This window comes from Mesorhizobium sp., assembly GCF_041661565.1.
In the GTDB taxonomy this organism is placed as follows: Bacteria; Pseudomonadota; Alphaproteobacteria; order Rhizobiales; family Rhizobiaceae; genus Mesorhizobium.
Window position 1 is genome coordinate 1 of the sequence record NZ_JBAZUD010000148.1, and the last position, 11,703, is coordinate 11,703.

16 protein-coding genes and 1 tRNA gene are annotated in these 11,703 nt (G+C 62.0%); 12 read left to right on the forward strand and 5 right to left on the reverse strand.

The window, feature by feature from the left end; genetic code table 11:
• Nucleotides 1–79: 79 nt before the first annotated feature.
• Nucleotides 80–154 (forward strand) — tRNA-Val (locus WC739_RS21155).
• Nucleotides 155–379: 225 nt separating this feature from the next.
• Nucleotides 380–799 carry a VOC family protein gene (locus tag WC739_RS21160; RefSeq protein WP_372954953.1) on the forward strand — a complete coding sequence of 140 codons (420 nt, stop codon included), beginning with the start codon at nucleotides 380–382 and terminating at the stop codon, nucleotides 797–799.
• Nucleotides 800–947: 148 nt separating this feature from the next.
• On the opposite strand, the gene WC739_RS21165 is transcribed toward WC739_RS21160, so the two are convergent.
• Entirely contained in the window at nucleotides 948–1,178 is a 231-nt protein-coding gene (locus WC739_RS21165; protein WP_372954954.1) for a hypothetical protein, read from the reverse strand.
• A 300-nt stretch (nucleotides 1,179–1,478) separates the two neighbouring features.
• Here WC739_RS21165 and WC739_RS21170 point away from each other — a divergent pair, with 300 nt between their 5' ends.
• Together WC739_RS21170 and WC739_RS21175 are read left to right on the forward strand one after the other, a co-directional pair.
• Nucleotides 1,479–1,736, forward strand: coding sequence for a PepSY domain-containing protein (locus WC739_RS21170; protein WP_372954955.1), 258 nt, complete (start codon nucleotides 1,479–1,481; stop codon nucleotides 1,734–1,736).
• A 256-nt stretch (nucleotides 1,737–1,992) separates the two neighbouring features.
• Nucleotides 1,993–2,433 carry a hypothetical protein gene (locus WC739_RS21175; protein ID WP_372954967.1) on the forward strand — a complete coding sequence of 147 codons (441 nt, stop codon included), beginning with the start codon at nucleotides 1,993–1,995 and terminating at the stop codon, nucleotides 2,431–2,433.
• Nucleotides 2,434–2,435: 2 nt separating this feature from the next.
• Here the strand turns inward: WC739_RS21175 and WC739_RS21180 are convergent, their stop codons facing one another.
• Entirely contained in the window at nucleotides 2,436–4,313 is a 1,878-nt protein-coding gene (locus WC739_RS21180) for a murein L,D-transpeptidase (RefSeq protein ID WP_372954956.1), read from the reverse strand.
• Between the two features lie 374 nt (nucleotides 4,314–4,687).
• Between WC739_RS21180 and WC739_RS21185 the strand changes: the two genes are divergently transcribed.
• Entirely contained in the window at nucleotides 4,688–5,083 is a 396-nt protein-coding gene (locus WC739_RS21185) for a rhodanese-like domain-containing protein (RefSeq protein WP_372954957.1), read from the forward strand.
• 12 nt (nucleotides 5,084–5,095) lie between these two features.
• On the opposite strand, the gene WC739_RS21190 is transcribed toward WC739_RS21185, so the two are convergent.
• Nucleotides 5,096–6,007, reverse strand: coding sequence for an alpha/beta hydrolase (locus tag WC739_RS21190; protein ID WP_372954958.1), 912 nt, complete (start codon nucleotides 6,005–6,007; stop codon nucleotides 5,096–5,098).
• Between the two features lie 47 nt (nucleotides 6,008–6,054).
• Here WC739_RS21190 and WC739_RS21195 point away from each other — a divergent pair, with 47 nt between their 5' ends.
• On the forward strand, nucleotides 6,055–6,507 hold the full coding sequence (locus WC739_RS21195; protein ID WP_372954959.1) for a MarR family winged helix-turn-helix transcriptional regulator: 453 nt from the start codon (nucleotides 6,055–6,057) through the stop codon (nucleotides 6,505–6,507).
• Between the two features lie 39 nt (nucleotides 6,508–6,546).
• Here WC739_RS21195 and WC739_RS21200 read toward each other — a convergent pair whose 3' ends face one another.
• Entirely contained in the window at nucleotides 6,547–6,900 is a 354-nt protein-coding gene (locus WC739_RS21200) for a gamma-butyrobetaine hydroxylase-like domain-containing protein (RefSeq protein WP_372954960.1), read from the reverse strand.
• A 199-nt stretch (nucleotides 6,901–7,099) separates the two neighbouring features.
• Between WC739_RS21200 and moaA the strand changes: the two genes are divergently transcribed.
• On the forward strand, nucleotides 7,100–8,095 hold the full coding sequence (gene moaA, locus WC739_RS21205; protein WP_372954961.1) for a GTP 3',8-cyclase MoaA: 996 nt from the start codon (nucleotides 7,100–7,102) through the stop codon (nucleotides 8,093–8,095).
• A 406-nt stretch (nucleotides 8,096–8,501) separates the two neighbouring features.
• The gene (locus WC739_RS21210; RefSeq protein ID WP_372954962.1) at nucleotides 8,502–8,861 is read left to right on the forward strand and encodes a hypothetical protein; all 360 of its coding nucleotides are present in this window, start codon (nucleotides 8,502–8,504) and stop codon (nucleotides 8,859–8,861) included.
• Nucleotides 8,862–8,953: 92 nt separating this feature from the next.
• On the opposite strand, the gene WC739_RS21215 is transcribed toward WC739_RS21210, so the two are convergent.
• Nucleotides 8,954–9,121 (reverse strand): hypothetical protein, encoded by a 168-nt coding sequence (locus tag WC739_RS21215; RefSeq protein ID WP_372954968.1) that lies wholly within the window; start codon nucleotides 9,119–9,121, stop codon nucleotides 8,954–8,956.
• On the opposite strand from WC739_RS21215, the gene WC739_RS21220 reads away from it, so the two are divergent.
• From WC739_RS21220 to WC739_RS21235, 4 genes are all read left to right on the forward strand, one after another.
• Nucleotides 9,051–9,935 carry a DMT family transporter gene (locus WC739_RS21220; protein WP_372954963.1) on the forward strand — a complete coding sequence of 295 codons (885 nt, stop codon included), beginning with the start codon at nucleotides 9,051–9,053 and terminating at the stop codon, nucleotides 9,933–9,935. The genes WC739_RS21215 and WC739_RS21220 overlap by 71 nt on opposite strands.
• Before the next feature lie 40 nt (nucleotides 9,936–9,975).
• The gene (gene mobA, locus WC739_RS21225; RefSeq protein ID WP_372954964.1) at nucleotides 9,976–10,608 is read left to right on the forward strand and encodes a molybdenum cofactor guanylyltransferase MobA; all 633 of its coding nucleotides are present in this window, start codon (nucleotides 9,976–9,978) and stop codon (nucleotides 10,606–10,608) included.
• Nucleotides 10,605–11,114: a molybdopterin-guanine dinucleotide biosynthesis protein B gene (gene mobB / locus WC739_RS21230; protein ID WP_372954965.1), complete on the forward strand. Its 510-nt coding sequence runs from the start codon at nucleotides 10,605–10,607 to the stop codon at nucleotides 11,112–11,114. Before mobA ends, mobB begins: the two co-directional genes overlap by 4 nt.
• A 159-nt stretch (nucleotides 11,115–11,273) precedes the next feature.
• Nucleotides 11,274–11,703, forward strand: a 430-nt coding sequence (locus tag WC739_RS21235) for a transporter substrate-binding domain-containing protein (RefSeq protein ID WP_372954966.1), incomplete at its 3' end; no start/stop codon positions are given.

Consider the following 11,703-nt stretch of genomic DNA (forward strand, 5'->3'; position numbering starts at 1 on the left):
TCGGAACGCCGGACACTGCCTTGACTTCCCCCGTGGGCCTCCCTTATATCGCGGCTCGCTTGGCCTTCGGGCAACGAGCGGGCGATTAGCTCAGCGGGAGAGCACACCCTTCACACGGGTGGGGTCGCAGGTTCAATCCCTGCATCGCCCACCATCCAACCGCTCGACGTTGGATGAATTGGCTTCGTAAACTATCCAAAATCGCCCCTGACGCTTAGCGAGCGCGGATACCCACGTAACGCCGCCGAGCCAGGCATCCGTGTCACTGCATTGGAAACTCGAAAAATTTGAGATGCCGTGTCGGTTCCGCGCGCGGCCAACCGTCTTCAAACCGGAGCCACCCATTGGACAGGCATCTCAACAAATCAGGGAGTGACCGATGAGCAAGAAGATCTTTGTGAGCCTGCCCGTCACCGATGTGAAGGCATCCAGGGCCTTCTACGAATCGCTCGGCTTCAAGAACAACCCCGATTTCCCCGATGACACAGCTGCCTGGATGGTGTGGAGTGAGAACATTAACTTCATGCTGCTCAGCCAGGCCAAGTGGCGGACCTTTACGACCCGCCCCATCCCGCCATCCACGTCCAGCGAGGTCATGCTGGCCCTGTCACTGGACAGCCGCGACGCCGTGGACGCAATGGCAGCCGCGGCTGCCGCGAACGGCGGAACGGCCGACATCAATCCAATCGAAGATCACGGGTTCATGTATACCCGCGACCTCGCTGATCCCGATGGCCACGCCGTGGGCGCTATGTGGATGGATCCTGCCGCGATGGCTGCGGGCGACAGGGCGGACTGACAGAGCCTGGCGACGGGCGGCTTGATCTCGGCAGATATTTTCAGCCGTGCAGCCTTGCGGGCTCTGGTGGTCGAGGAAAGGCGACGGCTAGAATTGGGGGAGCGGCCAAGCAGATCAACGTCGCGCCGAGATCACCGCGGCGGTTCCGCTAGTCTGAGAACACCACGCTGACGCCGCGCTGCCGAAAATAGGCCTGCATCAGCTTACGGCCCGAGCGGTTGTTCTGCGCCAACTTGGTCGGATCGAAAATCGCCTGTTTCACACCTTCTCGGATCAGTGCCGCCTTGAGGGTCGCGATATGTGCGTCGATGTCGGCATTGTCCGCCCGCAGCGAAGCATAGATGCTCTCGGTCGCCTGGGCCACGGTCGGTTCGCTCACGGGGGATCGTCCTTTGGATTGATTGTGCGGCGGCTTAGCATAGATTCGCGGTTGCGCCGATACCGATAAGGCCGTCAATCAGCCGGCCGTGGACTTGCCAGGGTGCCGACCAATCCGCCGCCCCAAGGCAAAAACCCTATCGCCGCTCGGTCGACGTTTGCGGCGGCCGGATCGACTGCAACTTGCCGGACTGTCGGAATGGTCTGTTTGACCTTCGGCTCCGGGACGTCCTGCGCTGCCGGCCACGGAACCAACAGGCACGCTGGTGAGTTTCTTTCCGTCAAAACTTGAGGGAAATTCATGCATAGATTTCTGTTGGCGACCAGCGTCGCCGTTCTTTTCACTTGCGGGCCGGCCTTGGCCGCGGACGACAGTCCCTTGCCGCCGCCAAACGCCAAGAAACTGTCGGAGATTCTCGCCAAGGTCGAGCAACGCGACGGCTTTCGCTACGTGAAGGAGGTCGACTGGGACAAGGACGCCTACGTCGTCACCTACTATACGTCGGACAAGGCGAAGGTTGAGATCACCTACGATCCCGTGACCGCCGAACCAAAGTGAGGCTGGCGATCAATACCCGCTCCTGAGCTCTTTGGCTTGGTGGTACGCAGGCCGGCCTTATCACTTCAAGGTCGGAGTTCGGGATCGATGTCACCCGTCAAAGGGTCATGGTCGTTGCCAGTGTACGCCGGGGCCTGAGCCGCCTTCTCCGCAGCGCTCAAGGCCCTTGCGCCAATCCGCTTTTGCTGGCTGATTGCCGTGGTGTACCGAGCCGGGGGGCGTGGTGCAGGCCAAGCACGTGTCGAAGCGCATCCTGATGATGCTTGCCGCCTATCTGGTGGCGGTGTTGATCGGCCTGATCGCCGTGGTGGCAATCTATGCCGTGCTCAGTTCCTTGCCGGGCGCGCCCGCCTATTTCGACGTCATGGGCATCACGCCGATCGCGGCCCTCGTGGTGCCGCCGCTCGGCCTGTTCATCTATTTCCTGACGATTGTGGTGACCGGCGGCCAGACGCTCACCTTCGCGCTGATCGCCGAGTTTTTTTCATTGCGCAATGCGCTGCTGCACATGGTTTTCGGCGCCGGCGCCTCGGTCGGAGGCTTCGCCCTGATCTGGCCCAGTGCGCCGGAGGACATGGATCCCGAGCGCTGGGTCGACATCGGCATCGTCGCCGGCGCCGGCCTTGTCGCCGGGCTGGTTTATTGGCTGATTGCCGGACGGGACGCCGGTTTCCGACGCCCAGTCCCGGACCGCTGAAATCAGCTCGACGGCGAACGCACCGCCTCGGTGGCGTCCAATGCCTGCTTCAGTCTCGAATCGCGGTCGTAGACATCGTTGAAATACTCGACCTTGCCGGACATGTCGGGCCAGGCGGTGAAATAAGCGACGTAGACCGGAATCTTGCGCGTCACATCCTCGGACGAATGCCCGTGCTTCAGCTTCTCGGCGACATAGTCGACCGACGTGCCAAGCACCGCCGCCGCCATGCCGCGCGGATCCTGCAATCGCACGCAGCCATGGCTGAGAGCGCGCATGTCCTGCTTGAAGAACGACTTCTGCGGCGTGTCGTGCATGTAGATGGCATGCTTGTTGGGGAACAGGATCTTCAATTCACCCAGCGCGTTGGCCTCGCTTGGCTGCTGGCGCACGTTATAGGGGATGTTGGAGCCATAGGCGCCCCAGTTGACCGCCGACGAAGGAATACGCTTGCCCTTCGCATCGGTCACTTCGTAGCCGGCCCGGTCGAGATAGCCGGGATCACTGCGCAGCCTGGGCAGCATCTCGTTGACGATGATCGACTGCGGCACGCCCCAATAGGGATGGAAATCGACCTGTTTGATCTGATCGTAGAAGAACGCCGTCTGGTTGGTGGTCCGGCCGATGACGGCGCGCGTCTTCAGCTGTTCCTGGCCATTGTCGATGTAGCTGGCCGTAAAGGCCGGCTGGTTGATGAAGACACGCGGGCTGCCGAGATCTGAAGGCAGCCAGCGCAGTTCCTCCAGCGCCACTTGCACCTTCAGAAGCCTGTCGGCCTTGGACGTGCCGGCCAGCGCCGCGACAGTGCGCGGCCCGATGACGCCGTCGCCTTTCATGCCTTGCTTCTGCTGCACGGCCTTGATGACCGGAACCAGTTCCGGAACATAGACGTCGCTTGCAGCAAGCCTGGCCAGAACCTCGCCATAGGTGCCGCCCATCTCGTCGTCGAGGTTGCGCGCAATCAGTTTCAGCAGCTTTGGCAGTTCCGAACTGGTTTCGCCCGGCTTCAGCAGCAGCTTGGGGTCGACGACGATTTCGTTCTCGGCGCTGGCCTGCAAGGATTCCAGTTCGACACGCAGCGCCTGATATTCCGGATTCTGCGGATGACGCGATTCGAGGTAGGTGCGCACTTCCTGGGTATGCGCCAGCGTTTTCAGCACACCAACCAGGTCGAGAGGCTTGGCGGGCAAATCATAGTAGCCGGTCATGCGATTGGGCTCGACACGGCCGTTCTGGGCGTCATGGGCGTAGCGAAGCACGCGCGCCGAGAGCGCCATCTCGAACCGAACGAGTTCTTTCAGCTGGGCGTTGGCGTCGGCGGGTGATGCGCTGGTGGTCGGCACCTCGACCGTATAATCTGCTGGCGTGAGGCCATAGCTGGCGGCCTCGCCAAGCACCCGCACCGCATCCTGCGCGCGATTGTTGGGGCCGGATCCGGTCACCCAGATGAAATCCGGATTGGCCGAGTAGTAGGCGATCAGCGCCTTGGCGACATCGGGCTCGGCATAGAGTTCGTAATCGCCGAGCCCTGCAATGGCGTCCCGAAAGGCGGCACCCGTGGCCGAGGGAACAAACGCGGCGTCCTGCGGCGTCGCCGGTTGGGACGCAGCTGTCAGGGCCGAGAAATCGATGCGGACCAGGCGGTCGGCCTTGTAGGTGTAGTAGGACGGGCTGCTGATTTTCACCCCGCCTGCGGCGGGGGCTTTGGGCTTGTATTTAGGCGGCGGCGGAGGAAACTCGCCTTGCGGAGCACGCTTGACGCCGCCGCCGAAGAGCATTTCCAGCAGGCCTTGCGCACCGGCATGCGGCACGCCGAGTGCCAGTGTCGCCGTGATCGCCACAAGCGGAATCACGGTTGCCTTGTTTCGGAGAAATTTCATGGATCACCCGCTCCGGCTACAACCGGTTCCCGTTCCGCACCACTTGACCGTCTCGCTGTCCGCGTGGCGGATGTAAGGCGTGACTATACCGATTCATACCGATTTCGTTAAGCTTCCATAAATTTTGAGACGCTTGTTGCAGAACGGTTTCACAACATCGTGACGCTCGACGCCAAGCGCTTTCCACTCCTCCCGGCAAACCGGCGGAGAGCAAACACTGGCGCCCCGTGACCATCAATGCCGGGCCAGCGCGCCTGTTGGCCATGGCGGCGAGCGCATCTCGGAAGCCTCCCCCTGTCGACAAGGCGTGACAAACACCGCCCATTGTGCTGCAAATCCCGGCAGCCTGCCAAACGGGCGGCCGGGGAAGTCGGATGAAAAAAGGGTATCGCGAGCTGCTGGACGAGGCCAATGCCGAGATCGAGGTGGTGTCGCCCGAGGAGGCCGCCGGACTGCTCGACGATGAAGACACGGTCTTCGTCGACCTGCGGGATCCACGCGAGGTGGAACGCGACGGCCGGATCCCCGGCGCGAGGCATGTCACCCGCGGCATGCTGGAATTCTGGATCGATCCCGAAAGCCCATATCACAAGCCGTTTTTCGCCTCGGGGAAGAACTTCGTCTTCTTCTGCGCCGGTGGCTGGCGCTCGGCCCTGGCCACCAAGACGGCCCAGGACATGGGGCTTTCCCCGGTCAGGCACATCCTTGGCGGCTACACCGCCTGGAAGGCCGCCGGCCTGCCCGTCGAGCCGGGCGGGAAGAAGAAATAGGCCGAACGCAGCTCAATGCAGCAGCGCCGGCTCCTGATGCTCGGCGACGAAGCCGACGGCGCGCTCGACTACTCGCCTGTCGGCAAGGATGCGGCGGTGGCCAAGTCCATCGGCCCAGTAAAGCCGCACATGGCTGCCGGCGCTGGCATAGCGTGTCGCATGGTCGCGCGGCACTTCACGATCATCCTGCGCGTGGATGACCAAGGTCGGCACCGGCGCGTGGGCGAGCTGGCGATCGCCGGTAAATTCGCGCAAGGGCCGGCCCGAAAGGTGCTCGACGCGATCCGCCATCGCGACCTGTGTGCGTGGACCGACATTGAGCAGGCGGCTGAAGTCGGCGAAGATCGCCGGCAGGGAACTTGGCGCAGCGATCAGGACAAGGCTGTCGGCCATCAATGGTGGAATGTTCTTGACGGAACCGGCAATGGCGTTGGCGGCGACGGCGCCGCCGAAGGAATGGCCGACCACGGCGGCGAACGGACCGAACCATTCGCCGGCAACCCGTAGCGCATCCACGGCATTGACCATGTTCAACCGTCGGCCCTGCGACTGCCCGTGACCGGGCAGGTCGAGCGAAATCACCCTGTGGCCGGCCTCCCGATAGCCTTCGATCAAGGCGCGCATGTATTCAGTGCGCGAACGCCAGCCATGGACGACAAGCACAGTGCCGGCTCCCGCCCTGCCCGGCTCCGGCCGGAACTCGTGGACCATGACACAGCCGGTGGCCGTCTTCAGCCGGTGATGGCGTGCATCGGTCATGAACTCCGCCGCGCGGCCTATGGCGCGGCGTTCGCCTTCGGTCAGGGTCCTGGTGCTTGGCGTGCGGCAGAACAATTCGAACGCCGCGCGACCGGAGAGACGCGGAGCGATCCGTTCAGCGGCACCGAACAGACCCCGGATGACCTTCAGTCCGAATGATGCCATAGTCGGAATCCATCCATACGTTCAAGCATGAACATAATAGTTCAAACATGAACAATAAACAAGAGCTACCCTGGGACAACCCGCGTTTTCGCAACTGGGTCGCGGTGGCGCGCGCCTGCCATGTGCTGGAGCGTACGCTGGCGGTGAAGCTCGGGCCGCTCGACCTGAAGCCGGCTCAGCTCGACGTGCTGATGAATCTTTACCGCCACCCCGGCATGTCGCAGCATGATCTTGCTCGCAAGCTGCTTGTCGGTCGCTCCAACATCACCATGCTGCTGCCGCAACTGGAGACGCGCGGACTGCTGCGCCGGGAGGGCGACGCCAAGGACAAGCGAATCTTGCGGCTGGCGCTGACCGAAGCCGGCGAAGCGCTGCTGATGCAGGCGTTGAAGGTGCATATGGCGCTGATCGAGAAAGCGATGAGCCAGTCGACACCGGAACAATGCGACCTGATCGGCGATCAGATGCGCAAGATCTATGAGGTGCTGAAGGATGCCTGACCACGCCTTCAGCTTCGATCAGGGCGACGGGTGCGCCGTTCAGCGGTCCCGGCTCAGGCCTTTTTCGGCGAGCTCGGCAAGATAGGCATTCCAGCGCCCGTCCTTTTCGTGACCGAGCGTATGCAGGTAGGTCCAGGTGAAGATGCCGGTGTCGTGGAAATCATCGAAGGTGATTCGCACGGCATAATTGCCGACCGGCTCGATCTTCAGGATGGCCACATTGCGCTTGCCCGGAACCGTCACGCGTTGTTCGGGCGAATGGCCCTGCACTTCGGCCGAGGGCGAAGCGACCCGCAGCAGCTCCGCTGGTAGATCGAATGGCTGATGGCCCGGAAAGGTGACCGAGAGCAGTCGTCGATCCTTGGACACCCTGAGTTCGCTGGGCGCGGTCATGCTGCACGTTTTCCTTCCAATCCGCCCTTCCCTAAGCCGCTTCGCCGGATGGGAAAAGGCCCGATGAAAGAGGCCGACATGCGATGTCGGCCCAGGACTTTCACCAAAGACCAAGAAGCGGTATCTTGAATGGCTGGCCGCTTCGTATCACATAGCAATATATAACGAAGCCGTTCGCGGCCACGGGAAAAGCTTAAGCATGGACATGATCGACCCCTTCGGTCGTACGATCAGCTATCTCAGAGTGTCGGTTACCGACCGCTGCGATTTCCGCTGTACCTATTGCATGGCGGAGGACATGGCCTTCCTGCCGAAGAAAGACCTGTTGTCGCTGGAAGAGCTCGACCGGCTCTGCACCGTCTTCATCGAAAAGGGCGTCAAGAGGTTGCGTCTTACCGGCGGCGAACCGCTGGTGCGCAAGAACATCATGCATCTGGTGCGCCAGCTGTCGCGGCATCTGAAAAGCGGCGCGCTGGAAGAGCTCACGCTGACCACCAATGGGTCGCAGCTGTCGCGTTTTGCCGCCGAGCTCGCCGATTGCGGGGTGCGTCGCATCAACGTCTCGCTCGACACGCTCGATGCCGACAAGTTCCACAAGATCACCCGCTGGGGCCATCTCGACAAGGTCATGCAGGGCATCGATGCCGCGCAGGCGGCGGGGATGAAGGTCAAGCTCAACGCAGTGGCGCTGAAGGATTTCAACGACGCCGAACTGCCCGAGATGATGCGCTGGGCACATGGCCGCGGCATGGACCTGACGGTCATCGAAACCATGCCGATGGGTGAGATCGACGCCGACCGCACCGACCAGTACCTGCCGCTGTCGCTGCTGCGTGCTTCACTGGAGCGCCAGTTCACGCTGACCGACATTGCGTTCAAGACCGGCGGCCCGGCCCGCTATGTCCATGTCGCGGAAACCGGTGGGCGGCTGGGGTTCATCACGCCAATGACGCATAATTTCTGCGAGAGCTGCAACCGCGTCCGGCTGACCTGCACCGGCACCCTCTATATGTGCCTCGGCCAGGAGGATGCGGCCGACCTGCGCTCGCCCTTGCGCGCTTCCGAGGGCAACGAACTTGTCGCCATCGCAATAGACGAAGCCATCGGCCGCAAGCCGAAAGGCCATGATTTCATCATTGACCGCCGCACCAGCCGGCCCTCCGTTTCCCGGCATATGAGCGTGACAGGCGGCTGAAGTTTTCGCCGGATCCGTGCGAGGATTGCCTCAGCAACATGACTTCGAGGCGGGACACGCAGCGGCGTTTTTCACTTCTTGCGTTTGTAGCAACAATAGCAGCGACCAGCGCGGCGGCAGCCCCGTTCACCTATGTCAACGAGCGCTTCGGGACAGTCTGCACTTTCCCGGATGGAGTTATCCACACAGTAAGGGTCGATTACCCTGCTTCGTTAAAATCGAAATACGATTCGCTGGTGGGCGCCATCACGCGCAGTCTCAAGGGGCCGTTAGTTTCTCGACTGATCACAGGCATTTCAGCCACACAGCCATTAATTCCAGCAGCCTCATGTCCACTTGATTTACCGGTGGCATTTTCTCCCCTAGCCTTCCGCGCAGCGGTTTTCGCTCCTTGGGGGATACATTCATGCGCACACTTCTTCTCTCCTTCGCATTTCTTGGCCTTGCCGTCCTTCCCGCGGCAGCGCAGTCGATTGGCGGTACCTACGCCGTTGCCGGCACCAATTTCGACGGTTCCTCCTATGATGGCGAAGCCACCATCACGCTGACCAGCGAGACCACCTGCACGATCCATTGGGAGACCGGCGGCTCGTCCTCGGACGGCATCTGCATGCGCAATGATGACGCTTTCTCCGCCGGCTATGTCATGGACAAGGATATCGGCCTGGTCGTCTACAAGGTGAAGGAGGACGGTTCGCTGCATGGCCTGTGGACGATCGCCGGCAAGGAAGGCAACGGCACCGAGGTGCTGACGCCAAAGAAGTAGGACGAGAAACTATCAGGGCCAGTCGCGAGGCGGCTTGTCCCGGCTTGCCATCACATTCGGACCACGACGCTAAGCGGCGTGGTCCAGCCCTTTCACATTGCTGACTCGTGGCTGGCTGCTACAGGCTTTGCACAAAGCAGAGTGGTGGTAGCCTTGGCTCTCTCTTCCAATGTTCGCAGCGCGTTGTTCATGTTGATCGCCATGGCCGGCTTCACATTCAACGACGTGATCACGAAATTATCGTCGGAATCGATGAACATGGCGCAGGTCATGCTGGTCCGCGGCGTCTTCGCATCGCTGTTTGTCGGCCTTCTTGCCTGGCGCAGCGGCGCGCTGGCACGGTCGAAGTCCATGTTGCAGCCATTTGTGGCGATACGCGTGATCGGCGAGGCAGGCGGAACGGTGACCTTCCTGATCGCCCTTGCCCACCTTCCGATCGCCAACGTCTCGTCCGTTCTGCAGGCATTGCCGCTGGCGGTGACGATGGGCGCGGCCCTTGTGTTCAAGGAAGAAGTCGGCTGGCGGCGCTGGCTGGCCATCGCGGTCGGATTTACCGGCGTTCTCATCATCGTACGCCCCGGTTTCGAAGGGTTCAGCGTGTTTTCGCTCGCGGCTCTGGCCTCCGTCGCCTGCTGTACGGTGCGCGACCTCGCCACCAAACGGATCCCCGCCGCCATCCCGTCCCTGCTGGTTTCTACGGCAACGGCGATCGCCATGACGGTGGTCGGCGCCATATTGCTGCGGCCAATGGGCGGCTGGACGCCGCTCACGGGACAAGGCACGGGCCTGCTGGCGCTCGCCGCCGTTCTCGTGCTCATCGGCTACCAGTTCATCATCATGGCAATGCGTGAAGGCGACATCTCCTTCATCGCGCCGTTCCGCTATACCTCCCTGCTGTGGTCGATCGTGCTTGGCCTCGTCATCTTCGGCGACGTTCCCGACCTTGCCATGATCACCGGCGCCACGATCATCATCGGTTCCGGGCTTTACGCGCTCTATCGCGAACGCGTCGTTGGCCGGCGCAGGATCGTCGCCGAAAGCACTGGACCCTCCATGGCGCCGGACGGCATATAGAGCGCTTCGGATCCGCGGAGAACTGGCCGAAGGCCATGGAATGAACAGAGACGTTGCGGGGATTATCCTGGCCGGTGGCCGGTCGCGCCGGATGGGCGGCGGCGACAAAAGCCTGCTCGCGCTCGGCGGCGCACGCTTGCTGGACCATGTCATCAAGCGATTCGTTCCGCAGGTTGGACCACTGGCGCTCAGCGCCAACGGCGATCCAATTCGCTTCGCTGGGATCTCGCTCCCGGTGCTGCCCGACACGGTGACGGGTTTCGCCGGCCCGCTGGCCGGGATTCTGGCCGGCCTCGACTGGGCTACCGACCACACCCGGTGTCCGGCCGTGGTCACGGTCGCCGGCGACACGCCTTTCCTGCCTGAGAACCTGGTTGAAAGGCTTGTGGCGGCGACAGCAGGGGCTCCCGGCTCGATGGCCGTCGCCTCTTCGGGGGGAAGGCGGCACCCGACCTTCGCGCTCTGGCCGACGGACTGTCGCGACGAGTTGAGGCGCTTTTTGGTCGACGAGGACAACAGACGGGTTTCGGCCTTCATCGACCGGCGCGATTGCATCGAGGTGGACTTCCCTATCGAGGACCTTTCCGGACAGAGGCTCGATCCGTTTTTCAACATCAACCTGCCCGACGATCTTGCCGAGGCCGAACGTCTGTCGCGGAGCATGATCGCATGACCAGAAATGTCTTCGGCATCACCGGCTGGAAGAATTCCGGCAAGACGACCTTGACGGAAAAGTTGGTTGCCGAACTGGTCAGTCGCGGCTGGAATGTCTCGACGGTAAAACACGCCCATCATGATTTCGATATCGACAAACCGGGCGCCGACAGCTTTCGCCACCGGCAGGCCGGCGCCACGGAAGTCGCAATCGTGTCAGGCAAACGCTGGGCGCTGATGCATGAACTGCGCGGTGAGGAAGAGCCAACGCTGGACTCGATACTGTCGCGGCTCGCGCCTTGCGATCTGGTGCTTGTCGAAGGCTACAAGCGCGAGACCCATCGCAAGATTGAAACCCGTCGGCTGGACGCCAAGGATCGGACGCCGCTGTCGGCAAGTGATCCCAATATCGTCGCCGTCGCCACTGATTTCGGAGCCGGAGGCGATCCCCTGCCGGTGTTCGACCTCGACGATGTCAAGTCGATAGCCGACTTCATCGAGCACGCGACGGGGCTGGTTGCTTGAGAGGTAACGCAACGGCAGATTAGCCTCGCCTGTATTTATGGTTTTGCAGTTGCTTTTTTCTTGGAAAGAGTGGGAGTATCGCCCCCAGCGGGCGGTCAAAAGCACCGCCCCACAGAGCCGTTTCGGAACGACGGCCGGGACCACAAAGAGAGGACTATCATGCGTATTGCACTGCGTATCGCGCTCGCCGCTTCGGCCGCGCTGCTGACGCTCGGCGTCGCCCAGGCCCAGGAAAAGACCCTGCGGATCGGCACCGAAGGCGCCTACCCCCCTTTCAACAACCTCACCTCCGACGGCAAGCTCGTCGGCTTCGACATCGACATCGCGCAGGCGCTTTGCGACCAGATGAAGGTCAAGTGCACCTTCGTCGCCCAGGATTGGGACGGCATCATTCCGGCTCTCCAGGCCGGCAAGTTCGACGCCATCGTCGCTTCGATGTCGATCACGCCGGAACGCAAGGAGAAGGTCGACTTCTCGCACAAATACTACAATACGCCTTCGGCGCTGGCCGTGCCGAAAGACAGCACGCTGAAGGGCGTGACAAAGGAAGATCTTGCCGGCAAGACCATCGGCGTCGCCACCACGACCA